Source organism: Mycolicibacterium diernhoferi, from assembly GCF_019456655.1.
In the GTDB taxonomy this organism is placed as follows: domain Bacteria; phylum Actinomycetota; class Actinomycetes; order Mycobacteriales; family Mycobacteriaceae; genus Mycobacterium; species Mycobacterium diernhoferi.
In genome coordinates this window covers 5,750,921-5,773,935 of sequence record NZ_CP080332.1, presented here as the reverse complement: position 1 = coordinate 5,773,935, position 23,015 = coordinate 5,750,921, and the positions used below count along the sequence as shown (strand labels likewise).

At 67.3% G+C, this 23,015-nt stretch carries 23 protein-coding genes, 3 tRNA genes and 1 pseudogene; 13 read left to right on the top strand and 14 right to left on the bottom strand.

The genetic code is table 11. The features are described from left to right. The first annotated feature begins 4 nt into the window (after window positions 1–4). Window positions 5–475 (top strand): carboxymuconolactone decarboxylase family protein, encoded by a 471-nt coding sequence (locus tag K0O62_RS27540; protein ID WP_073857298.1) that lies wholly within the window; start codon window positions 5–7, stop codon window positions 473–475. An 8-nt stretch (window positions 476–483) separates the two neighbouring features. Here K0O62_RS27540 and K0O62_RS27535 read toward each other — a convergent pair whose 3' ends face one another. From K0O62_RS27535 to K0O62_RS27525, 3 genes are read right to left on the bottom strand one after another with little or no spacing between them, the layout of a single operon-like run. Continuing rightward, window positions 484–1,527, bottom strand: coding sequence for an ABC transporter ATP-binding protein (locus K0O62_RS27535; RefSeq protein WP_073857297.1), 1,044 nt, complete (start codon window positions 1,525–1,527; stop codon window positions 484–486). Next, the gene (locus K0O62_RS27530; RefSeq protein WP_073857296.1) at window positions 1,520–3,055 is read right to left on the bottom strand and encodes an ABC transporter permease; all 1,536 of its coding nucleotides are present in this window, start codon (window positions 3,053–3,055) and stop codon (window positions 1,520–1,522) included. Before K0O62_RS27530 ends, K0O62_RS27535 begins: the two co-directional genes overlap by 8 nt. 4 nt (window positions 3,056–3,059) lie before the next feature. After that, complete coding sequence (locus tag K0O62_RS27525; RefSeq protein ID WP_073857295.1) at window positions 3,060–4,109, bottom strand: iron ABC transporter substrate-binding protein; 1,050 nt, start codon at window positions 4,107–4,109, stop codon at window positions 3,060–3,062. A 423-nt stretch (window positions 4,110–4,532) separates the two neighbouring features. Here K0O62_RS27525 and K0O62_RS27520 point away from each other — a divergent pair, with 423 nt between their 5' ends. Next, window positions 4,533–5,249, top strand: a complete 717-nt coding sequence (locus K0O62_RS27520; protein ID WP_073857294.1) for a TMEM165/GDT1 family protein — start codon at window positions 4,533–4,535, stop codon at window positions 5,247–5,249. After that, window positions 5,246–5,623 carry a hypothetical protein gene (locus K0O62_RS27515; RefSeq protein ID WP_073857293.1) on the top strand — a complete coding sequence of 126 codons (378 nt, stop codon included), beginning with the start codon at window positions 5,246–5,248 and terminating at the stop codon, window positions 5,621–5,623. Before K0O62_RS27520 ends, K0O62_RS27515 begins: the two co-directional genes overlap by 4 nt. Here the strand turns inward: K0O62_RS27515 and K0O62_RS27510 are convergent. The 7 genes and pseudogenes from K0O62_RS27510 to K0O62_RS29110 all read right to left on the bottom strand — a co-directional run. Beyond that, entirely contained in the window at window positions 5,620–7,017 is a 1,398-nt protein-coding gene (locus K0O62_RS27510; RefSeq protein ID WP_073857292.1) for an HNH endonuclease signature motif containing protein, read from the bottom strand. The two genes, K0O62_RS27515 and K0O62_RS27510, sit on opposite strands and share 4 nt — an antisense overlap. 44 nt (window positions 7,018–7,061) lie before the next feature. After that, the gene (locus K0O62_RS27505; protein WP_073857376.1) at window positions 7,062–7,847 is read right to left on the bottom strand and encodes an alpha/beta fold hydrolase; all 786 of its coding nucleotides are present in this window, start codon (window positions 7,845–7,847) and stop codon (window positions 7,062–7,064) included. An 18-nt stretch (window positions 7,848–7,865) separates the two neighbouring features. Next, window positions 7,866–8,696, bottom strand: a complete 831-nt coding sequence (wzm, locus tag K0O62_RS27500; protein WP_073857291.1) for a galactan export ABC transporter permease subunit Wzm/RfbD — start codon at window positions 8,694–8,696, stop codon at window positions 7,866–7,868. Next, window positions 8,693–9,628: a galactofuranosyltransferase GlfT1 gene (gene glfT1 / locus K0O62_RS27495; protein ID WP_073857290.1), complete on the bottom strand. Its 936-nt coding sequence runs from the start codon at window positions 9,626–9,628 to the stop codon at window positions 8,693–8,695. Before glfT1 ends, wzm begins: the two co-directional genes overlap by 4 nt. Continuing rightward, on the bottom strand, window positions 9,621–10,424 hold the full coding sequence (gene wzt, locus K0O62_RS27490) for a galactan export ABC transporter ATP-binding subunit Wzt/RfbE (protein WP_073857289.1): 804 nt from the start codon (window positions 10,422–10,424) through the stop codon (window positions 9,621–9,623). Before wzt ends, glfT1 begins: the two co-directional genes overlap by 8 nt. A 6-nt stretch (window positions 10,425–10,430) precedes the next feature. Beyond that, window positions 10,431–10,937, bottom strand: a complete 507-nt coding sequence (locus K0O62_RS27485) for a bacterial proteasome activator family protein (RefSeq protein WP_073857288.1) — start codon at window positions 10,935–10,937, stop codon at window positions 10,431–10,433. Further along, window positions 10,934–11,041, bottom strand: a pseudogene (locus K0O62_RS29110) (hypothetical protein); the annotation flags it as partial. The pseudogene K0O62_RS29110 and the gene K0O62_RS27485, both read right to left, overlap by 4 nt. Window positions 11,042–11,197: 156 nt before the next feature. Here K0O62_RS29110 and K0O62_RS27480 point away from each other — a divergent pair. Beyond that, a complete protein-coding gene (locus K0O62_RS27480; RefSeq protein WP_073857287.1) occupies window positions 11,198–12,394 on the top strand; it encodes a cysteine desulfurase-like protein in 1,197 nt (398 codons plus the stop codon). Between the two features lie 18 nt (window positions 12,395–12,412). Here the strand turns inward: K0O62_RS27480 and K0O62_RS27475 are convergent, their stop codons facing one another. Then, window positions 12,413–13,384 carry an NAD(P)H-quinone oxidoreductase gene (locus K0O62_RS27475; RefSeq protein WP_073857286.1) on the bottom strand — a complete coding sequence of 324 codons (972 nt, stop codon included), beginning with the start codon at window positions 13,382–13,384 and terminating at the stop codon, window positions 12,413–12,415. Window positions 13,385–13,425: 41 nt separating this feature from the next. Between K0O62_RS27475 and K0O62_RS27470 the strand changes: the two genes are divergently transcribed. The 3 genes from K0O62_RS27470 to K0O62_RS27460 all read left to right on the top strand — a co-directional run bounded on the left by K0O62_RS27470 (window position 13,426) and on the right by K0O62_RS27460 (window position 15,098). Then, window positions 13,426–13,938, top strand: coding sequence for a MarR family winged helix-turn-helix transcriptional regulator (locus K0O62_RS27470; protein ID WP_073857285.1), 513 nt, complete (start codon window positions 13,426–13,428; stop codon window positions 13,936–13,938). Window positions 13,939–13,957: 19 nt separating this feature from the next. Beyond that, window positions 13,958–14,047: transfer RNA gene (locus K0O62_RS27465), tRNA-Ser, on the top strand. 34 nt (window positions 14,048–14,081) lie between these two features. Continuing rightward, window positions 14,082–15,098 (top strand): bile salt hydrolase, encoded by a 1,017-nt coding sequence (locus tag K0O62_RS27460; protein ID WP_073857284.1) that lies wholly within the window; start codon window positions 14,082–14,084, stop codon window positions 15,096–15,098. Window positions 15,099–15,118: 20 nt separating this feature from the next. Here K0O62_RS27460 and K0O62_RS27455 read toward each other — a convergent pair whose 3' ends face one another. From K0O62_RS27455 to hisC, 3 genes are read right to left on the bottom strand one after another with little or no spacing between them, the layout of a single operon-like run. Beyond that, on the bottom strand, window positions 15,119–15,928 hold the full coding sequence (locus tag K0O62_RS27455; protein ID WP_073857283.1) for a crotonase/enoyl-CoA hydratase family protein: 810 nt from the start codon (window positions 15,926–15,928) through the stop codon (window positions 15,119–15,121). A gap of 17 nt (window positions 15,929–15,945) precedes the next feature. After that, window positions 15,946–16,404: a hypothetical protein gene (locus K0O62_RS27450; protein WP_073857282.1), complete on the bottom strand. Its 459-nt coding sequence runs from the start codon at window positions 16,402–16,404 to the stop codon at window positions 15,946–15,948. Continuing rightward, entirely contained in the window at window positions 16,389–17,441 is a 1,053-nt protein-coding gene (gene hisC, locus K0O62_RS27445) for a histidinol-phosphate transaminase (RefSeq protein WP_073857281.1), read from the bottom strand. The genes K0O62_RS27450 and hisC overlap by 16 nt, the downstream gene beginning before the upstream one ends. Window positions 17,442–17,559: 118 nt before the next feature. Here hisC and K0O62_RS27440 point away from each other — a divergent pair. The 6 genes from K0O62_RS27440 (at window position 17,560) to K0O62_RS27415 (ending at window position 23,010) form a co-directional block, all read left to right on the top strand. Continuing rightward, window positions 17,560–17,648: transfer RNA gene (locus K0O62_RS27440), tRNA-Ser, on the top strand. Between the two features lie 35 nt (window positions 17,649–17,683). Beyond that, window positions 17,684–17,756 (top strand) — tRNA-Arg (locus K0O62_RS27435). 847 nt (window positions 17,757–18,603) lie between these two features. Next, window positions 18,604–19,836: an aromatic ring-hydroxylating oxygenase subunit alpha gene (locus tag K0O62_RS27430; RefSeq protein WP_165637000.1), complete on the top strand. Its 1,233-nt coding sequence runs from the start codon at window positions 18,604–18,606 to the stop codon at window positions 19,834–19,836. Between the two features lie 73 nt (window positions 19,837–19,909). Then, on the top strand, window positions 19,910–20,959 hold the full coding sequence (locus tag K0O62_RS27425; protein WP_073857279.1) for an NADP-dependent oxidoreductase: 1,050 nt from the start codon (window positions 19,910–19,912) through the stop codon (window positions 20,957–20,959). Between the two features lie 432 nt (window positions 20,960–21,391). Further along, window positions 21,392–22,159, top strand: a complete 768-nt coding sequence (locus K0O62_RS27420; RefSeq protein WP_073857278.1) for an MlaE family ABC transporter permease — start codon at window positions 21,392–21,394, stop codon at window positions 22,157–22,159. A gap of 20 nt (window positions 22,160–22,179) precedes the next feature. Beyond that, window positions 22,180–23,010 carry an ABC transporter permease gene (locus K0O62_RS27415; RefSeq protein ID WP_073857375.1) on the top strand — a complete coding sequence of 277 codons (831 nt, stop codon included), beginning with the start codon at window positions 22,180–22,182 and terminating at the stop codon, window positions 23,008–23,010. The last annotated feature ends 5 nt before the right edge of the window (window positions 23,011–23,015 follow it).

Below are 23,015 nucleotides of genomic sequence, written 5' to 3'. Positions count from 1 at the left end.
TGCCATGACGCAGACACTGCAACACCCGACCGCCATCGACCGCCTGAACATCTACAAGGTGTCGCCCGAGTTGTACGACGCGATGATGAAGCTGTCCACGGCCTCGGCCAAGGACATCGACCCGACCCTCGGCGAGCTCATCAAGATTCGCGCCTCGCAGCTCAACCACTGCGCGTTCTGCCTGGACATGCACGTCGCCGACGCGCGCAAGAACGGCGAGACCGAGCAGCGCCTGGCGCTCCTCGCGGCCTGGGAAGAGGCCGGGGACCTGTTCTCCGAGCGGGAGCGGGCCGCCCTGGAACTCACCGAGGCCATCACCGAACTGCACCACGGTCACGTGTCCGACGAGGTCTACGCCAAGGCCGCCGCGGTGTTCGACGAGCGTGAACTCGCGCAGGTGATCGCGATGGCCGTCACCATCAATGCCTGGAACCGGTTCAACGTCGCCACCCGGATGCCGGCACCACGGCGGTGAGGGCGCCGTCAGGTCTGCGGGAAGGCCAGCACCTTCCCGTGGAGCTGGACGCGCACCGATTCGCCGACCGCGGTGGTGCTGTGGCCGGCCTCCTGCAATTCCATCGCGGTGCCGTCGACGAGCCTGACCCGTACCACTGTCTGCGGGCCGTAGAAGCGGTGACCGATGACCACCGCGTTCGCCGCATCGCCGGCGCCCGGTCCGCAGGTGGCCTGCTCCGGCCGGATCACCACCGTCACCGGGCCGTCGGGGACCGCACCGGCCGCCGGGTGGGTTCCCACCGGCGAGGTGACCACACCGCCTTCGGCCTGACCGTCGATCTCGATTGTGCTGCCGACGAATCGGGCCACCCCGAGGGATGCGGGCCGGCGGTACAGGTCGACGGGGGCGCCGTACTGGGCGATCCTCCCGTCGAGGAGGACGGCCACCTGATCGGCCAGCGACAGCGCCTCGGCCTGGTCGTGGGTCACCAGGATCGCGGTGGTTCCCGACTTCCGCAGGATGGCGGTGATGTCCTCCCGGACCCGGACTCGCAGGCCGGTGTCCAGGGAGGCGAACGGTTCGTCGAGCAGCAGCACCCGTGGCCGGGCCGCCAGCGCACGGGCCAGTGCGACCCGTTGTTGCTGCCCGCCGGAGAGTTGATGGGGGCGGGCGTCGGCGAACCCCTGCAGGCCCACGACGTCCAGCCAGTGGGCGACCTCGGCCGCCCGCTGCGCCGGCGCCATCCTGCCGAGCCCGAAGGAGATGTTCCCGGCGACATCCTGGTGCGGGAACAGCGCGCCTTCCTGCGGCATCAGGCCCACCCGCCGTCGGTGGGCCGGCACCGTGCCGGTCCGATCGGCGACGGTGCTTCCGGCGATGCGCACGGTTCCGGCGTCGGGATCTTCGAACCCGGCCAGAATGCGCAGCAGTGTCGACTTCCCGCAGCCGGACGGACCGAGGATCGCGGTGACCGATCCGGCCGCGATGTCGAGCGTGATTCCGGCGAGAACCGTTGTGTCACCGAAGGACTTCGTCACATCGACGATCTGGACGCCGACCGGGTCAGGCATCGATTCTCCTTTCGGTGGACCGTGTCGTCCAGAAGCCGAGCAGTGCCGTCGGGATGGCGGCGAAGACCAGCAGTGCCGCGGCATACGGGGCGGCCGCAGCGTAGTTGCTGACCGTGCTGTATCCCCACAGTCGCGTGGCGAGGGTATCGACACCCGTCGGGTGCAGCAACAGGGTGACCGGGAGTTCCTTCATGCAGGTCAGCAGTACAAGGGCTGCCGCAGCGGCGATTCCGGGTGCCGCCGCGCGAGCGGTCACCGATACGAACACGTGCGCGGGGCTGCGGCCCAGTGACTGCGCGACTTCATCGAGGCGCGGAGGTGAGGACTCGATGGCGGATCGCACCGACCCCACCGCCAGCGGCACGAACAACACCAGGTAGCCCAGGATGAGCAGCGGCTCGCGTTGATAGATGGGGCGCAGCAGCAGGATCCCGACCGACACCATGGAGATGGCCACCACGATGGACGGCAGTCCGTGCGCGATATAGCCGGCGCTCTCCAGCATCCGGGTGGCCGGCGACCGGTACCGCGCGGCGAGCAGACCCAGCGGCAGCGCGGCCGCGGTGCACACCACGGCCGCCACCGCGGACAGCCACAGGGTCGACGTCAGCGCGTCCAACCACCGGTCGAGATCCCAGCGCAGTCCACCGGCGATCAACCAATTCGACAGGGCCACGCCGGGAACCAGCACCGCCAGGACGAGCACCGCGGCCGCCGGCACGGTGGCCGGGTACCGCCACCTGCCGAGCCGGGCGCGCGGAGCCGGTCGGGGCACACCCGTTCCGACCCGGGAGGCGGCCAACCCGCGGGCCCATCGTTCGCCCACCACCAGGACCACCGCGAACAGCATCAGGACCAGCGACAGTACCGCGGCCCGGGCCGGATTGAACCCCGACCGGTAGGCGCCGTAGATGACCCAGGTGAACACCTCGTACCGCATCGCGGCCACCGCACCGAAGTCGCTGAGCACGTAGAGCGCCACCAGCAGGGCGCCGGCGGCGATGGCGGCTCGTGCCTGGCGCAGTGTCACCCGGAACAGCACCGCCACGCTGCCCAACCCGAGCGAGCGCGCCACCTCCTCCTGCGCGGGATCGACCCGGGCCAGCGCGGCCGTCGTCGTCAGCATCACGAACGGGTAGCTGACCAGGGTGAGGACCAGCGCGGCGCCCCAGAAGCCGTTCATCGACGGGATCGCGGACACCCACAGGAAGGCCAGCAGATAGCTCGGCATCGCCAGCGGAAGCGTCAACGCAACGGCCCACCAGCGCCGGCCCGGAAGGTCGGTGCGTGACAGCAGCACTGCGAACCCGACGCCGAGCGTCACACATGCGGCGGTCACCACGCCGACGAGCAGCAGCGACCGGCCGATCAGCATCGCGGTGGACCAGCGCAGCAGCTCGTCGGCGACGAACGAGCCGCCACGCGCCAGTGACCGGTCGGCCAGGTAGACCAGTGGTACCAGCAACACCGTGACCACTGCAGTCGCGGCGAGCAGCAGGAGCGCCGGTGGCCGGCGCTTGGAACTCACCCGGTCAGCCGGTGAGCAGGCCGGTGTCCACCAGCATCTGCTGGGTCGCCTCGATGTCGTCGAGCTGGGACAGATCGACCGCGGGCGGCTGCAGGTCGGCGAGCGGCGGGACATCGCCGACCACGGCGATGCCGTCGATCAGCGGGAACTCGGCGGTCTCGGCCGCGAAGTACTGCTGTGCGGACCGGCCGACGAGGTAGGCCGCGAACTCCTGGGCGGCGGCCGGATCGGGCGCTGTCTTCAGGACACCGACGCCCGCCACGTTGATCAGCCCGCCGGCATCGCCCGGGGCCATGAATTGCAGTCGGGCGGAGACGTTTTCGGCGCCCTTGCTGTTGATCAGCTCGTACATGTAGTAGTGGTTCGTCAGGCCCATCGGGATCTCACCGGCGTCGACCGCATCGCGGATCTGGACGTTGTTCTCGTAGGCCCGAGGGTTCTGCGCCTTGAAACCACGCAGCCACTGTTCGGCGCCCTCGTCGCCGCGAAGGACCCGCAGCCCGGTGACGAAGGCCTGCCAGGAGGCGTTGCTCGGGGCGTAGGCGATCTGGCCCTGCCACTGCGGGTCGAGCAGCGCGTCGATGGTGTCCGGCGGCGTCGGGACCAGCTCGGGGTTGTAGACGATGGTGCGGGCCCGGCCGGACACGCCGACCCAGGTGCCGTCCTCTGCGGAGTAGGCCGCCGGGACGGCCTGCAGTGTCGTGTCGTCGATCGGGGCGAACAGCCCGGCCTTCGAGACGGCGCCCAACGCGCCGGCGTCCTGGGACAGGAACACGTCGGCGGGGGAGCCGTCACCTTCGGTGAGGATCTGTGCGGCGAGCTCGCCCGAGCCGGCGTAGCGGACCTCGACCTGGATTCCGGTGTCGGTGGTGAACTGCTCGAGCAGCGGCGCCACGAGATCCTCGCTGCGTCCCGAGTAGACCAGCACCTTCTGTTCGCCCTCGGCGCCGGCCGATGTCGCCTCGGATGCGGAATCGGAGCCGGAGCTACAGGAGGTGAGCGCCAGCGCCGCGGCGCACGCTCCCAGCCCGGCGATCCATCGCGCCTTTGCCATCTATTGCCACCTTCGTCTGTCGTGTGACCGTCGAGCTCACAGTATGGACAGCTTGCTGTGAGGATTCTTTGTTCGCGGTCGAGTCCGCACAATACCCGGTGGTGAACGGGCGACTCGGGGCACCGTTGAGAAAATGTTCGTGCCTACGAACATTTCCAGAAGGCTACTGAAAACTATTGATACGTAAGCTCTTTCAGCGTCCAGCGATTGCGCTATCGGCCTTTGTGTGCCAATCTGGGAAAAGCGAAGGGGAGTAGCCCCCAAATCGGTTGATCGACATACTGGCTGAGCGCACGTCGCGAAGCCCGGTCACCGAACCGGCATCTGCCGGTGGGCGAGACCTTCGGCCGCACGAACCGTAACGGTTGCCGGCCGGAGGTATCTGTTGATCCTCGCCGGGAGCCACCGATCGAGGAGTTGCCCGTGGTCTCCGCGCTTCTGCTGAGCTTCGCCGTCATCTTCGTCGCCGAGCTCGGCGACAAGACACAGCTGGTGGCGATGACGTTCGCGCTGCGCTACAAGTGGTGGGTCGTGCTCGGCGCGATCACCGCGGCGACCACTCTGGTGCATGTGCTCTCGGTCGCCATCGGGCACTACCTGGGCGCCGCCCTGCCCGGGCATCTGCTGGGCATCCTGGCCGGCGCCATGTTCGTCTTCTTCGGGATGTGGACGCTGCGCGGGGACAGCCTCAGCGATGACGAGAAGAGCCGGGTGGAGCGCGCGTCCGGCATCGCGTTCTTCGTGGTGACCTCGGCCTTCTTCCTGGCCGAGCTCGGCGACAAGACGATGCTGGCGACCATCACGCTGGCCGCCGACAACGACTGGCTGGGGGTGTGGATCGGATCCACCCTCGGCATGGTGGTGGCCGACGGTCTCGCCATCGTGGTGGGCGCCGTGGCCGGTAAGCATCTGCCCGAGCGATTCATCCAAATCGCCGCGGCGGCGCTGTTCTTGCTGTTCGGTGTGTTCATGCTGCTGGACAACGTGTTCGCCACCGCGCCGTTCTGGGTCATCGCGCTGGCCACCGCGGCGATCCTCGGACTTGTCGCGGGCGGACTGCGCGCCCTGCCCGAGCGGTTCCGCCCGGCCGTGCTCAGGCCGGTCCCGGCTCCCGCCGATCCCGCGGTGACCCAGGCATGAGCCCGGTGGTCTGGCTGCGGGCGTCGCGAGGTCTGGCGGTGCTCACCGTGGCCGTGGTGGCGGTCCTGTTCGTCACCGCGGGGCAGCTGGTGCAGTCGCACCAACTGGAGAATGTGCACGGCGTGGCCGCCATTGCGCTGCATGTCGTTTCGGGAGCGCTGGCGATCACCCTGTTGGGCCTGGCCCGGCTGCGCGGGTCCGGGTGGTGGGTGGCGGGACTGGCCTCGGTCCTGTTCGCGTTCTCGTTCGTCCAGGCATACCTGGGCAAGGGTTACACGCTCGCCATCCATATCCCCGGTGCGCTCCTCGTCACCGTCGGGTCAATCTGGTTGGCCTGCTGGATCTTTGCCCAGCGGGAGACCCAACCCAGCTAGAACGGCGGTGGGTTCGCGTCGTAGTGGGCGCGATTGAGTGCGCGTTCATGCGCTATTCGATACGCCCGGTTCTGTGTGCGTGTGCGTGCCCGTTTGGGTGCGGCCAGTTCACGGTGCGGACTCGACGGAGGATCCGGTGGCAGCACCAGCGTCGCGGTCGGGGTGGCCAGCTTCGGGAAGAACAATTGCCCGCCGGGTGTGGTGGTGTAGGTGCGCCCGTTGGGTGCGGTGAAGGTGATGGTGCCGTCGGCGTGCTGCTGATCGGTCCAACCACCGGGGCCGCAGTGAAATGTCTTGATCAGATGATGGATCCGGCAGTACAACTTGGTGTTCGACGGGTGGGTGCTCCCGTACGGCCACGGCACGGTGTGGTCGATATCGCAGCGCTCGACCGCGACGTTGCAACCGGGCCACCGACACGTCAGATCCCGGCAGCGCACGAAATCGGTCAGCTTGCGGGAGGGCTGGTAGCCGCGTTCACCGCCCAGATCGGCCGCTTCGGGCACGGGGCGGAGCTGCGCGCGCGGTACCATCTCGCGGACCTGCTCGGCCGGGATCGTGCCGTATCCGGGCAGCAACGCCGGGCGCTCGGACTCCCCGCTGAGGGTCCCCTGCTCGGCGAGTGCGTGGATGACGAGGTGCCCCCTGGGTACCTCGTTGCCGGCCGCAACACAGCTGTCGTTGCCGCACAGACAGCTCAGAGCGGTGGCGCCCAGCGACAGGGGCTCGACGGCATCGGCGCGACGCTCATCCAGGGTGCGCGGGTCATCGGGGCACACGGTGCGCGCCAACGCATCCAAACCCTGATCGAACACCGCGCCCTTGGCCGCATCAACGCGGCCGTAGATCTCGACCATCCCGTCCCCGACGGGCTCAACATGGATGCTGCGGGACTGGCGGGCTTGGCGGGCACGGCGCACCGCCTCGGGGTCGACATCGATGATCATCCAGTCGACCAACTCGGCGATCCGATCGTCGGACAAGGCATTCCACGAGGGAGCCGCTTTGGCGAGTTGGGCGTCGATGACCGCCATGATGTCCGGGTCGGTGATCAGCGCCGTGCGGTGCAGGATAATCCGCAGGACCCGCAGATCGACCGCGCCGGTGGCGAAGACCTCGGCAAAGGCCGGAAGGTCTTTGATGAGGTTGCGGCCCTGGGTGATCAGCGTGCAAGCCCGACCCCGGCTGATCCCGAGTTCGACGCCGAGTTCGGCGGCGACCAGTTCCCAGTCATCGACGATGAGATCCTCGAACGCGTGACCCAGTTCGGTCATCCGCGTCAACGCGAAATTGCCCGCCTCCAAGATCTTCGCGGCCACGGCCCGACGTTCGGCGCGCAACTGATCCCGCGCGGCATCGAGGTGTTTGACTGCCACACTCCCGCTATCGAACATGCTTTCGATTATGCCATCCGGGGGTGACAAGTCGATTTGTATGTCTAGGACCCGACAAGTGAATCGAGGAATGTCTGCAGCGCCGCGGCCACCAGCTCCGGGGCGGTGGCGGTCGCGAAATGCGACTGATCGGGCCAGATCACCCGCTGGGCACGCGGCAGCGCCGCGGCCAGCAGATCCATCCCCTCCGGCAGCGGCGGCCAACTGAGCCCGCCCTGCATCAGCAGGACCGGGACGTCGATGCCGCCCCACCGGCCGACATCGTCGGTGTCGCCGGCCATCGCCTCCAGATCGGCCAGCGCGGACATGGCCGCCACCGGATCGTCCGGGATCGGTGCACCCTGGGCGATGAGCTCGGCCGGCATCCGCGCAGCGTCCCGCAGGAACAGTTCGAGCGCGTCGGCGTAGCGGACGGTGACGTAGAGCCGCTGGTACTGCTCGATGATCGGCGCCAGCCGCGGACCCGACTGCAGCAATGGCGGCTCGAACAACGCCAGCGACGCGATGCGACCGGCATCGGCCAGCGCGGCGTGCAGCGCGACGGTGGCCCCGTAGGAGCCGCCCACCACGTGCGCACGTCCGACGGTGTCGAGCACCGACTGCAGATCGCCGGCCTCGACGGCGAAACTGTTCGGCGCCGGCCCGGTCCCGCTGGGCGGATGGTTGCGGCGGGCGTATCGCACCACCTGATGACCGGTCAGCCGGTCGCCGATGTCGGCCCACGAGTCCAGCCCGCCGTTGGAGCCGTGCACGAAGACGACCGGCGGACCCGACCCGGTGACTTCGGCGACGAGTTCGGTGCCGTCCGGTGCAGTCAGCGAGATGCCCACCGACAGCACGTTAGGCGATCACACCCAGTACGGCACCCGTGCCCGGTACTGGCGCATGGCGAACGCGGCACAGATCCAGCCCACGGTCGTGCAGACCAGCACCACGATCCAGTGCCGCAGTTCCTGATCGGCGCCCAGCAGCGGCGCCCGCACGATGTCCACATAGTGCAGCAGCGGGTTGAACTCGATGATCTTCGCCCAGCCCTCGGCGCCCTGCTGGCGCAGCGTGGCGTCGTTCCAGATGATCGGCGTCATGTAGAAGAGCAGCTGGACCAGGCTGAACAGCAGCGGGCTGATATCGCGGTAGCGGGTCGCCAGAATGCCGAAAACCAGTGCCACCCATACGCAATTGGCGACGATCAGCGCCAGCGCCGGGATGAAGGCCAGCGAGGCCCACGTCCAGTGCTGCGGGAAGATGATCGCGATGATCACGAAGATGATGATGTTGTGCGCGAACAAAAGGACCTGACGCCACACCAGCCGGTAGACGTGCACACTCAGCGGTGTGGGCAGCTGTTTGATCAAGCCCTCGTTGGCGACGAACACGTCGGCACCCTCGATGATGGCCGCGTTGATCAGGTTCCAGATGATCAGGCCGAGCGTGACATAGGGCAGATGCTCGGATAGCTCCAACTTGAACAGCTTCGAGTACAGCCCACCGAGCGCGACCGCCATGGTGCCGGTGGCGATGGTGATCCAGAAGGGCCCCAGCACCGAACGCCGGTAACGCTGCTTGATGTCCTGCCAGCCCAGGTGTAGCCACAGCTCGCGCTTGTTGAACCCGTCGCGCAGATCGCCCCAGGCGCGGGTCATGGTCTTGGACTGCGCCGCGGCGTCAAGAATCGTCATGCTCGTCTGAACCTCTCGAACTTCTCCTGCCTACCCAACCGTCGTAGTCGCAGCCAGTCGCGCAACCCCGCCGGGTCGCGGCGGGTCACCAGGAAGAACCAGCCGAACCGCAGCCACTCCTGCGGAATGAGGCGCCGTAATCCCCGCTGCGCCTGCAGGTATCCGCGATTGCGGTAGGTGTAGAACCGTTTGGCCTCGTCGGACGGGTACTGCGTGTGCATGCGGCCGCCGAGGATCGGCTTGAACTCGTCGGACCCCTGCGGATGCAGGTACACCGCCTCCAGGCAGGTGCCGAACCGCAGACCGGACAGCACCAGCCGGCGGTGCACGTCGACCTCGTCGCCGCGGATGAACAACCGCAGATCGGGCACGCCGACCGATTCCAGGGCCTCGGCGCGAAACAGCGCACCGTTGAACAGCGAGGCGATGCCGGGCAGCAGGTCACCGGCGCCGTCGACACGCAGTTCGGCGACGTGCCGGCGCCAGGCCAGGCCGCGCCGCAGTGGGAACGCCAACCGGCTGGGATCGTCGAGATCGCACACCATGGGTGACACCTCGGACAGCGAATGCTCTGCCGCGCAGGCCAACAAGGTGGCCAGTACGCTCGGGTCGGCGGGGCGCCCGTCATCGTCGGCCAGCCACACCCAGTCCGCCCCGAGGCTCAGGGCGTGCAGCATGCCGAGTGCGAAACCGCCTGCGCCACCGAGGTTCCGGCGCGAACCCAGGTAGGTTGACGCAACCGGCTGGCCGGCCACCAGCTCGCGCACGGCCGGATCGTCGTCATTGTCGACGACGATCAGGTGATCGGGCGGGCGGGTCTGGCCGCACACCGCCTGCAGTGAGACGGACAGTTCGCCCACCCGGCGGTGGGTGACGACGACCGCGGTTACGTGCTCTTCGCGGGAGCGCTCATCGGCCACCTGCTCAGGCATCGTCACGGGCGTTCTCGGCGAGCACCTCACGCACGTGCCGGGCCGCATCCGGGCCCTCGTAGGCGCCGACGACCTCCTCGATGCCGCCGGTCATCTTGATGGTGCCGTGATCCACCCACATCGCCGTCTTGCACAGCTGGGCCAGGAACTCGTTGGAATGGCTTGCGAACACCAGGATTCCGGAGCGGGCCACCAGACTCTGCAGCCGGGTACGGGCCTTCTTCATGAACTCCGCGTCGACCGCGCCGATGCCCTCGTCGAGCAGCAGGATCTCCGGGTCGATGCTGGTGACCACGCCCATCGCCAGCCGCACCCGCATGCCGGTGGAGTAGGTGCGCAGCGGCATCGACAGATAGTCGCCGAGCTCGGTGAAGTCGGCGATCTCGTCGACCTTGGCCATCATCTGCTTGCGGGTCTGGCCGAGGAACAGGCCGCGGATGATGATGTTCTCGAACCCCGAGATCTCCGGGTCCATCCCGACCCCGAGATCGAACACCGGCGCCACCCGGCCCCGCACGGTGGCCGATCCGCGGGTGGGCTCGTAGATGCCCGAGAGCAGCCGCAGCAACGTCGACTTGCCGGCGCCGTTGTGGCCGACCAACCCGACCCGGTCGCCCATCTGCAGGGACATGGTGATGTCGCGCAATGCCTCGATGACCACGACGTTGGATTCGTTGCGGCCGATCGTGCCACCGGCCTTGCCGAGGAACGCCTTCTTCAGCGACCGTGACTTGGCATCGAAGATCGGGAACTCCACCCAGGCGTTCTCGGTGGAGATGAATGGTTCGTTCGACACGGGCGGCTACAGGTACTGCCCGGTCCCCGGATGCCCCGGGCCGCGTTGTCCGGGCGGGACCATCCCCGGCGGCAGCTGACGCATCTGCTCCAGCTGGGCGCGGGCGGCCATCTGCTGAGCGAACAACGCGGTCTGGATGCCGTGGAACAGGCCCTCCAGCCAGCCCACCAGCTGGGCCTGCGCGATGCGCAGCTCCGCCTCGCTGGGCACCGACTCGTCGCTGAACGGCAGCGTCAGCCGCTCCAGCTCCTCGCGCAGTTCGGGGGCCAGGCCCTCCTCGAGCTCGCGGATGCTGCTGCTGTGAATCTGCGCCAGCTTGCTGCGGCTCGCCTCGTCCAGCGGCGCCGCCCGCACCTCCTCGAGCAGCTGCTTGATCATCGTCCCGATCCGCATCACCTTGGCAGGCTGTTCGATCAGGTCGGTCAGCGCCTTGTCGTCGTCGGCGGCGGCCTCTTGGGCCGCATCGCCGGTCAGGATCTCGACGTTGTCGTCATCATCGGGGTTGATCGTCATTGCTTTCCTGTCGTCCCGTTGTCATAGATCTTCGTCCACGACCGTGAGCTGTCTAGCGACACTAGTCCGTCCGGCGTCACCGACCCGCGGACGACCGGTGTGCTGCACCACCAGCAACAGGGCAATTCGCACCCCGGTGGTCGGGCCCGCTGCATTAGTATGGCTGCCGATGCGATCAAGGCCCCTCCGCGTGGGGCGGCCGGATCCTTGACCAATGCGTGTTCGTCTGTGCGATTCGCGGACGTTCTAAGGTGGCTGACATGGCGTACGACGTTGCCCGGGTGCGGGGGCTGCACCCCTCGCTGGGCGACGGCTGGGTGCACCTCGACGCGCAGAACGGGATGTTGCTGCCCGACTCGGTGGCCACCACGGTCTCGACCGCGTTCCGTGGCTCCAAGCCGATCACGACGGGTCCGCACCCATCGGCCCGGCGCAGCGCGACGGTGCTGGCCGCGGCCCGGCAGGCGATCGCCGACTTCGTCGGGGCCGATCCCGACGGTGTGGTGCTCGGCGCCGATCGTGCCGTGCTGCTGACCTCGCTGGCCGACGCCGCCTCGGTGCGGGTCGGCCTGGGCTACGAGATCGTGCTCTCCCGCCTCGACGACGAGGCCAACATCGCGCCGTGGCTGCGCGCGGCGAACCGGTACGGCGCCAAGGTCAAATGGGCCGAGGTGGACATCGAGTCCGGCGAACTGCCGTCCTGGCAGTGGGAGGGCCTGATCACCCCGCCGACCAGGCTGGCGGCGATCACCTCGGCCTCGGCGACGCTGGGCACCATCACCGATCTGACGCCGGTGACCAAGCTGGTGCACGAGAACAACGGTCTGGTGATCGTCGATCATTCGGCCGCGGCGCCCTACCGGATGATCGACATCGACGACATCGACGCCGATGTGGTCGCCCTGAACGCGGTCACCTGGGGTGGCCCCCCGATCGGCGCGCTGGTGTTCCGCGATCCGGCCGTCATCGCGCAGTTCAGTTCGGTGTCGCTGGACCCGCACGCGCGTGGGCCGGCCCGGCTGGAGACCGGGATCCACCAGTACGGCCTGCTCGGCGGCGTGGTCGCCAGCGTCGAGTACCTCGCCAACCTGGACGAGGCGGCGTCCGGGTCCCGCCGGGAACGTCTCGCGGTGTCGATGGAATCGGCTGCGCTCTACCTGGACCGGCTGTTCACCTACCTGCTGTCCTCGCTGCGCTCGCTGCCGCGGGTGCTGGTGCTGGGCAGCCCGGCCGAACGCATCCCGGTGCTGAGCCTGGTCGTGGACGGGGTGCCCGCCGAGCGGGTCATGCAGCGACTGGCCGACAACGGGGTGCTGGTCGGACGCAGTGAGCACTCCCGCGTGCTGGACGCGCTCGGCGTCGACGACATCGGCGGCGCGATCACGGTGGGTCTGTCGCACTACTCGACTGCGGCCGAGGTCGACCAGCTGGTGCGGGTGCTGGCGTCCCTGGGCTAGCAGGGCAATCGGGCGTGGTCAGCCGACGCGCAGGAGCACCTTGCCGGTGACGGCGCTGTCGCGCAGCAGCTGGTGGGCCTCCGCGGCCCGCTCGATCGGCAGTTCGGCTCCGATGATGGGCCGGATCTTCCCCTCGGCGATCAGCGGCCACACATTGGCCTTCACCTGATCGACGATCGCGCCCTTACCGTCCGGACCGTCGACCGGCCGGGACCGCAGGGCGGTCGCCATCACCCCGGCACGTTTGCCGAGCAACTTGCCGATGTTCAGTTCGGCCTTCACTCCGCCCTGCATGCCGATGATCACCAGACGGCCGCCGTCGGCCAGCGCATCGATGTTCCGGTCCAGGTATTTGGCGCCGATGATGTCGAAGATCACATCGGCGCCACCCGCTCCGCGCACCTTTTCGGCGAAGTCCTCGTCGCGGTAATTGATGAGAATCTCCGCGCCCAGATCCGAGCACACCGCGAGCTTCTCCGCGGAGCCGGCGGTGACCGCGACCCGGGTGCCCAAGGCGCGCGCCAGTTGGATGGCGTGGGTGCCGATGCCGCTCGCCCCGCCGTGGATCAGCAGTAATGCGCCGGGCTGCAGCCGCGCGGTCATCATCAGGTTGGACCACACCGTGCACGCCACCTCGGGCAGGGCGGCCGCCTCAACCAGCCCGACACCGTCGGGAACGGGCATCAGCTGGGCCGCCGGCACCGCGACGAACTCGGCGTAACCACCGCCTGCCAGCAAAGCGCACACCGGTTGACCCACGGTCCAGCCGGCGACGCCCGGCCCAACCTCGGCGATCGTCCCGGAGACCTCCAGGCCGAGGGTCTCGCTGGCGCCGGGCGGCGGCGGGTAGCTACCTCCGGCTTGTAGCAGGTCGGCCCGATTCACTCCCGCGGCAACCACCTTGATCACAACTTCACCCGCGTGAGCTGCGACGTCGGGAACTTCTTGCCATGTCATACGTTCGGTTGAAACTGCAAAAATGGCCCGCATTCGGCTCACGCTACTATGCGGTCCGACCTTAAGATTTGGCCATGGAAGCGATCATCGGTGGCCGAACGGCAAGCACCATGCCAGGCTTGGATATCGCTGAGCAGAAATCTTGGCAAAATTTTCTGGACTCGGCGTTACGTTTATACGCGACTTTGAACAGGTCCTTGGTGGATAGCCACGGCCTGGCTCTCAATGATGTCCGCCTGCTCGACATTCTGGACACCTCGGACAGTGGATCGGCGCGGATGGGGGATCTTGCCGAGGGACTGATGTCCCTGCCCAGTCGGGTGACCCGGCAGATCCATCGATTGGAAAAGCTGCAGTTGGTCAACCGGGTCGCCAGCCCGGACGACCGTCGCGGCGTACTGGCCATCATCACCGACGAGGGGCGGGCCCTGCTGGCCGAGGCCAGGCAGACCTACAGCGCCGGGGTGCGCAGCCACTATCTGGGCCGGCTGTCCCGCTCGCAGATCACCGCGACGGGGGAGAACTGCCGCCGGATCAGCGCTGGGCTGCAGGCCAATGGTCGGCCCGCCAAAATCGGACGGGTGTAGACCGCTTAGGCTGTTCCGCGGTGGCGTGGCAGAGCGGCCTAATGCACTCGCCTTGAAAGCGAGAGACGGCTAACACCGTCCGGGGGTTCAAATCCCTCCGCCACCGCCATGATTCCCGTGGTGGCACGGCTAGGCTGTTGCGCGTGTGCACCCGAGTGATCTGGCCGGACGCCGGCGACGCGGTTCTGGTGGGACGAAACATGGACTTCCACAAGGACCTGATGACCAACCTGTGGAAGCAGCCGCGCGGCGTCACCCGCGATGACGGTGTGAGCGGCAAGCTGCAGTGGACCTCGAAGTACGGCAGCGTGATCGCCACCGCCTTCGACATCATCTCGGTGGACGGCATCAACGAGGCCGGACTGGCCGGACACGTGCTCTGGCTCGCCGAATCCACCTTCGGCACACCGGATCCCGACCGCACCCAGCTGAGCCAGGCGATCTGGCTGCAGTACTTCCTGGACAACTTCGCGACGGTCGCCGATGCGGTGGCCTGGGTCGAGCAGACCGATCTGCAGGTGGTCCAGATGGACGATCCCACCGGCGGTAAGCCGCCGGCCATCCACCTGGCGCTCGACGACGCCACCGGGGACTCGGCGATCATCGAGTACATCGACGGCAAGGCGAAGATCTACCACGACCGCGACTACCGGGTGATGACCAATTCGCCGACCTTCGACCAGCAGTTGGAACTGGTGAAGTCGTTCGACGGGCTCGGCGGGTCCGCCCCGCTGCCCGGGTCGACGCTGGCCACCGACCGGTTCGCCCGGGCCAGCTACTACGTGAGCCGGTTGCCCAAGCCGGGCGGGCAGGTCGAGGCGATCGCCGGGATGATGTCGGTGATCCGGAACGCGGCGCAGCCGTTCCGCATCCCGGACCCCGGCAAACCCGATGCGTCGCAGACTATTTGGCAGGTCGTGCTGGACCTGACCAACAAGCGCTACGTCTACGAGTCCACCACCCGGCCCAACATCGTGTGGGTGGACCTCGCGGACCTCGACTTCACCGAAGGCAGCCCGCAGCTCAAGCTGGACCTGATCGGCGAGCTGGCCGTGCAGGGCGGGATCGCCGGCAATGTGTCAGACCGGTTCGAGGACAAGGGCCCGATGACGTTCCTGTCCCTTCAGTTGCTGGCGCAACTGAAGGCGGCGCAGGGCTGACGGGCGCCCAAACAGCGGGGCTATTCCCCGGTGAACTGGGGCGGGCGCTTCTGGAACATCGCGGTGACCGCCTCGCCCAGATCCTTGGACGGCAGGAACGCCGAGTTCCACGCCGCCACATAACGCAGGCTCTCCGACACCCGGCCGATGCGCTGCTGATCGAGCACGTCCTTGACGCCGTGCACGGTCAGCGGCGGGTTGGCCGCGATCTCTGCCGCGGTCTCGTGCGCGGCCGCCAGCGTGGCGTCGGCGTCGGCGTACACGTCGTTGACCAGACCGATCTTCTCGGCGCGCGCCGCGTCGATGTCCTTGCCGGTCAGGGCGAGTTCACGCAGGTGGCCATCGGACAGGATGAGCGGCAGCCGGGCCAGCGAGCCGACGTCGGCGACGATGGCCAGCTTCACCTCGCGCACCGAGAACTTGGCGTCGGCGCTGGCATAGCGGATGTCCACGGCGCTGATCAGGTCGACGCCGCCGCCGATGCACCAGCCCTGGATAGCGGCGATGGTGGGGGTGCGGCAGTCGGCGACCGCACTGATGGCGCCCTGCATCTTGGCGATCATCTTGTGGAAGTCCAACCGGCCCTTGGCGCCGGAGTCCAGGCCCGGCAGGCTGGCGCCCATCGTCACCAGGTCCAACCCGTAGCTGAAATTCCGGCCAGAACCGGTCAGCACGATGGCGCGCACCTCCGGGTCGGCGTCCAGGGTGCCGAACACATCGGGCATCTCCGCCCAGAACGCCGGACCCATCGCGTTGCCCTTGCCAGGGCCGATCAGGGTCACCCGGGCGACATGGTCGGCGATGTCCACGGTGACGGATTCGTATGCCATGGCGCCAGGCTAACCCGCTACGGAACGGGGCCGCCGAGCAGCACCTCCCGGACCGTGGCGCCGGTCAGGAACTGGCAGACCGCCTCCGCCAGCGATCGGGCGATGTCGACGTTCTCAGGGCCCAGAATCGACTGCTCACCTTCCAGGATCGCGTTGACGACCGCCTTCTTGGTGGCCGCATCGAGCTTGTTGAACTCGGTGCACTTCATCGTCAGCGCGTTCGGAGGGGCGGGCACATCCGGCACGTCGGGCTGCTGGCCGGGCATCGGGAAGTTCGGGATGGTGATCTCGGGCAGCCCGGGGAAGGTGGGCAGGCCCGGCGACCCGGGTCGGCTGGGCGCCGAGGACAGCGGCGGCCCCGGCTCGGTGGTCTGGGCCACCGTGCCCTCGGTGGTGCGCCCACAGCCGGTCAACAGACCCAGCGCCACCAGTCCGGTCGCGGCGGCCACCCCGGCCCGGATCACTGGCCGATCCATTTCCGGGCGAATGCCAGGAACGCGTCGTTCTCGTGCTCGGCGGCCACCGTCACCCGCACCCCGTCCTCCCCGTAGGGGCGCACCAGCAGTCTGTCGTCGGCCGCGGCGTTGGTGAATTCGGCGCTCCGGCCGGGCAGGGGCAGCCAGACGAAGTTGGCCTGCGAGGGCGGCAACTCGTAACCGGCCTCGGCCAGTGCGGCGCTGACCCGGGCGCGCTCGGCGACGACGGCGTCGGTGCGGACCAGCAGTTCGTCGGCGGCGTCCAGCGAGGCGATGGCCGCGGCCTGGGAGATGGTGGTGGCGGTGAACGGGACGTACACCTTGCCCAGCGCGGTGACGATGCCCGGATCGGCCACCGCGTAGCCGATGCGCAGCCCGGCCAACCCGTACGCCTTGGAGAAGGTGCGCAGCACGACGACGTTCGGGTGCTTGCGGACCAGACCGAGGCTGTCCGGCAGCAGGCCGTCCCGGATGTACTCGACGTAGGCCTCGTCGATGACGACCAGGATGTCGGAGGGCACCGACTCGACGAACGCCTGCAGGGCGGCGGGGTCGACCACCGTGGAGGTCGGGTTGTTCGGGTTGCAGACGAAGATCAGCCGGGTGCGTTCGGTGATCGCGGCGGCCATTGCGTCCAGGTCGTGCACGTGGTCCTTGAGCGGCACCGCGACGGGGGTGGCCCCGGCGGTGCGGACCTGCAGCGGGTAGATCTCGAAACTGCGCCAACCGAAGATCACCTCGTCGCCGACCGTCGAGGTGATCTGGATGAGCTGCTGGCACAGGCTCACCGATCCGGAGCCCACCGAGATGTTCTCCGGGGCGAAGTCGACGTGCTTGGCGAGGCGCTCCCGCAGATCGCGGTAGCCGTTGTCCGGATACCGGTTGATGGTCTCGGCGGAGGCGGCGATGGCCTCCAGCACGCTGGGCAGCGGACCGTGCACGGTCTCATTGCTCGCGATCTTGATGGCGCCGGGCACAGTGCGTCCCGGCGTGTAGGCCGGCAGATCGGCCAGCTCGGGTCGCAGACGGGCGGTCACCCAGCCATTCTAGGGGTGCTCACAAAGGCCTCCGATGTCGCGCTTTGCCTTTGACCGCCCGGCCTGTGTAATCTTTGCGCTCGGCGGTTCCGGGGGTCCGGTACCCTCAGATCGTTCAGGAGGCGTGCCAGAGCGGCCGAATGGGACTCACTGCTAATGAGTTGTCCGCCTTAAAGCGGACCGGAGGTTCAAATCCTCTCGCCTCCGCTGCATAACTGAATAGTTCGACAAGCTTCACCCAAGCGCCCGTAGCTCAACGGATAGAGCATCTGACTACGGATCAGAAGGTTAGGGGTTCGAATCCCTTCGGGCGCACTCAGACAGGTGAGACGGCTCCCGCGGCATGTGAAACACGCCCGGGAGCCGCTTTTTTTCACCCCTTCCGACCGCACGCCCGGGCCGATGGGTGTGATGCCGGACACGGTGCTTCCATGCCGTCGCCGGCAGTGGGCCGACACGTCCACCGACGCCTCGCCGCGCACCGCTCATCTCAGGGACGCCCGCGCCTCGTCGCCGGCGCTCGCGCCTTGCTGCCCAGAAGCCGGCTCGCGGCGACGTCGGGTTCTGCGGCCCACCTGGGGTCTGCCGCGCCCGGCGATTGCTGGCACTCGGGTCCACGCGGGCTGCCGTTGCCGCCGGCGAGGGCCGCCACCTCGGCGTTCCACCGCGACGCCACCGCGGGGACACCCGCCGGCGTCAGACGTCTTGGCCGCGGTCACCCGGCGTCACGTCGCCACCCCGTGTCGTAGCGATCGAAGACTGCGTCGGCACGCCGCCGATGTGTCGGACAACCGTTCACACACGATGCCGGTCGCCGTGCATACGGCGTCCCCTTGCCCCGTGTGTGATCCCACGATCTCCACTGCGGCGCAATGGAAGTCGGACATCGACGGCCTGGCGGGCGCGGTTGCGCGTTCCGCGGCCCGCGGGCGCCGGACCCGAAGTCGGCCGCCAACGCCACCATACCCGCCGCCGCATCGCGCGACCGTGCGCGCAGCTGCCAGAAATTTCTCCATTGGTTGAAACATCCGTTCCCGTCCGGGCTGGGCAACCGTGTGATACCTGTGAACCACAGCGGCTTCTGCGAACCCTGCAACTCGCTCGGAGTAGTGTCAATACCAGTATTGACGAATGTTGCTGGATGGCGGTAGCGTCGCTGGGCATGACGATCGAGTCCACAATGAGTACCGGCGAATTTGCGGCTGAGACGCGGCGCGCGCTGACCCTGCGCCATATTGAGCACGTGCGGGCGGGCACCACAGATGCCCACCCCGATGGGGTGCGCGTGATACCCGCCAGTGAGTATCTGGATCCGGAACTGGCCGCAGCGGAGCGGGCGTTGATGCACACGGTGCCGTTGGTCGCCGCAACGTCCGGTGAACTGGCGGGTCCGCGGTCGTATCGCACCGAGATGTTGTTCGATGTACCGGTTCTGCTGGTCCGTCAGGACGACGGGTCGGTCAAGGCCTTCCTGAACTCCTGTTCGCACCGTGGAGCACGTCTGCTCGAAGGTGCCGGCGAGGTCGGTAAGCGGATCAGCTGTTCGTACCACGCGTGGACCTACGCGCCGAACGGTGAATTGAAGTCGGTGACCCAGCCCGGCAAGTTCGGCAAGGTCGAACTGTGTGACAACGGTCTGGTGGAGCTGCCGTGCGCGGAGCGCTACGGACTGATCTTCGTGATGCTCGATGCCCAGGGCGAGATGGATATCGACGCCTTCCTCGGCGATTTCGCGCCGCAGCTGGCGCTGTGCAATCTCGACACCTTCAAGGTGGCCGACGAACGCACCTTGCCGCACGAGGTGAACTGGAAACTGGCGCTGTGCGGTTACCTGGAGAGCTATCACGTCAAGGTCGTGCACGCCAAGACCCTGGCGGCGGCCTTCATCGGCAACGTGTCCACCCATGATGCGTTCGGCCCGGACGGCCGCCACTTCCGGACCACCTGGTCGATGAACGAAGTCGTGCAGATGGCCGAGGCCGAGGATGTCGACGCAGTGCTCGACGGGTTGCAGTATGCGCCCTACAACACGGTGCTCTACCTGTACCCGAACACCGTGATCACGGCCCCCGATTTCATCGGCATCCGATTCATCAACCGGCTGTTCCCCGGGCATCAGCCGCACGATCAGATCACGCACTACCGGACGATGGTCCCGGCCTTCATGACCGACGACGAGCGGGCGATGGTGGAGCCGTTCCAACAGGTCACGCGGACGGCTGTGGAGGAAGAAGACTACGGACAGGTGCCCGGGATCAACAAGGCGATCCGCAGCGGCCTGCGGGACAGTCTGCTGGTGGGTGAGAACGAGCCCACGGTCACCGAGATGCACCGGGTGATGGCGCGGGCGCTGGGCCGTCCCAACCCCGATCAGCCGGTGACACCCAGCGCGTAACCGCGCTCAGCCTTTCATCAGCCGGCGTGGCTCATCGCGGCGGCTCGAACATCCATACCCTCACGGAGACAAAGTGAACAAACAAGTCCGATTGGCAAAGCGCCCGGTGGGCCGAGCCGACGATTCCACCTGGGAGATCACCACAGAGCCGATTCCCGAGCCCGGTGACGGCGAGTTCGTGGTTCGCGTGGAGTACATTTCCCTCGACCCGGCCATGCGTGGCTGGATCGGAGAAGTTCCGACCTATGTGGAACCGGTGGAGATCGGGGCCGTGATGCGGGCCCATGCCGTTGGCCGCGTGCACGCGTCGCGCCATCCGGAATACGAAGTGGGGCAGACGGTATCCGGTATGTTCGGCGTCTGTGAATATGCGGTGTCCGACGGGCGCCACGATGTCCTGCACGTCGACGAGTCGCTGGCCCCGGCCCCGGCCTGGTTGGGCGCCCTGGGTTTCCCGGGTCTGACCGCCTACTTCGGTCTGCTCGATGTCGGAAAGATGAAACCCGGTGACACCGTGCTGATCTCGGGTGCGGCGGGCGCGGTCGGCAGCATTGCCGGACAGATTGCCAAGCTATCGGGTTGCCGGGTGATCGGCGTCGCGGGCGGGCCGGAGAAGTGTGCCTGGCTCACCGAGGAACTCGGTTACGACGTCGCCATCGATTACAAGGCCGGATCGATCGGAAAGGCCCTCAGGGCTGCGGCGCCCAAAGGTATCGACGTGTACTTCGACAATGTCGGCGGTGAGGTCCTCGAGTCCGCGTTGGGCCATCTGCGTCGCGGCGCCCGAATCGCGCTGTGCGGCGGTATTTCCTCCTACAACGCCACCGACCCGCAGCCGGGGCCGTCGCGGTACATGCAGCTGCTGATGAAGCGTGCGTCGTTGACCGGCTTCATCGTCTTCGACTTCGCCCGGCGCTATCCGGAGGCCTATGCCGCGCTCGGGCACTGGATTCGGCGTGGCGACGTGGTCACTCACGAACAGGTGGAGACCGGCGGCATCGAGGCGTACGGACGCACCATGAACATGCTCTTCGACGGTGCCAACACCGGCAAGTTGGTTCTGCAAGTAGGAGATGGGCTGGCAAGCGCCGCCCCCGCGGCGGCTCAGGCCGCCAGCAGCTAGTCTCCTGCCGGAAACTCCGAAGCCGGCCGGTCGGCACCCCCCCACCGCCGATCGGCCGGCTCGGTCTCTGGAAATATCCTGCTTCACAACGTCTTACCCGGTCGGCAGTCGCCGACCTCCCGATCCGCCCTCACCCAGCCGGTGGGGATGACATTGATCTGTTCTGAAATCAACTGACATTCAATACGTTCGGTGACCTATGCCGAGGGTGCGATATCTTCCGCGCGGTGGCTGACCCGTGGAACAGGAAACGACGGCGCATCCGTTGAGCTTGCGAACAGTTCGCTACAGCAACGGTCAATACAGCTATTGACCGTTGCTGCGAATGCGGGGTAGCCTCCGTGTTATTCCGCAAGTGCAACAACAGTATTCGATGACATGCGGGTACGCAGATCGCCGGACAAACTCGACAGAATTCGAAGAGGGACACAGATGATCGCGACAGATGATCTGCTGAGGCCGTTCCGCGGGATCGGTGCCTTCTTTGCGATGTCCGTGGACACATTCGTGCAGATGTTCAAGCCGCCGTTCGCCTGGCGAGAGTTCCTCACCCAGTCATGGTTCGTGGCAAGGGTTTCGCTGCTCCCGACATTGATGCTGTCGATCCCGTTCACCGTGCTGCTGGTTTTCACCTTCAACATCCTGTTGATCGAGTTCGGCGCCGGCGACTATTCGGGCACCGGTGCGGCGTATGGCACCGTCACCCAGCTGGGCCCCGTGGTGACGGTACTGGTGATCGCAGGTGCGGGGGCCACCGCCATGTGTGCGGACCTAGGCGCCCGAACGATCCGTGAGGAACTCGACGCGCTGCGGGTGATGGGCATCGATCCGATCCAGGCGCTGGTGGTCCCCAGGGTGCTGGCCGCCACCTTCGTGGCGGTGCTGTTGTCCTCGGTCGTCATCCTCGTCGGTATCGCCGGCGGATTCTTCTTCTCGGTGTTCGTCCAGGATGTGACACCGGGGGCATTCGCGGGTGGTATGACGATCATCACCGGCCTCGCAGACGTGGTGACGGCGCTCATAAAGGCCGGCCTGTTCGGTCTGGCGGCCGGTCTGATCGCTTGTTACAAGGGAACTTCCGTTCAAGGCGGACCGGCCGGTGTGGGCAACGCGGTGAACGAGACCGTGGTGTACACATTCGTCGCACTGTTCGCGATCAACATCCTGGCAAGCACCGTGAGTGTGGAGGCGACCCTGTGACGCAGACGGCTGTGCGGACCATGTTTCCGCGCCTCGAACGACGCGTGCGCCGGTGGTATGGCGGTTGGCTCAAGCTCGGTGTACAGACCCAGTTCTTCGTCGAGACATTGGTTTCGACCGCCGAGGTGTTCCGTCGCTACCGAACAGAGCTGCTGCGCCTGATCGCTCAGATGGGTCTGGGCACCGGGGCGTTGGCGGTGATCGGCGGAACCGTGGTGATCGTCGGGTTTTTGACCCTGACCACCGGCGCTCTGGTGGCCGTGCAGGGCTACAACCAGTTCTCGCAGGTCGGCGTGGAAGCACTGACCGGCTTCGCCTCGGCGTACTTCAACGTGCGGTTGATCGCCCCGCTCACCGCGGGGATCGGGCTGGCGGCGACCATCGGGGCCGGCGCCACCGCCCAACTGGGGGCGATGCGGATCAACGAGGAGATCGACGCCCTGGAAGTGATGGGCATCCAGTCGGTCGCCTACCTGGCCTCCACCCGGGTGATCGCCGGAATCATCGTGGTGATCCCGTTGTACTGCGTGGCGATCCTGATGTCGTTCTTTGCGGCGCGGTTCGGCACGACCTCTGTCTACGGGCAGTCCTCGGGTGTGTATGACCACTACTTCAACACCTTCCTCAGTCCGACCGACCTGATCTGGTCCTTCTTCCTCGCTGTCACGATGGCCGTGGTCATCATGCTGGTCCACACCTACTACGGGTTCACCGCCGCCGGTGGCCCGGCCGGGGTGGGTGAGGCCGTCGGGCGCGCGGTGCGCACCTCCTTGGTCGCTTCGGCACTGGCGGTGCTGCTGGTCTCGCTGGCCATCTATGGGCAATCCGGCAACTTCAACCTCTCGGGTTAATGACG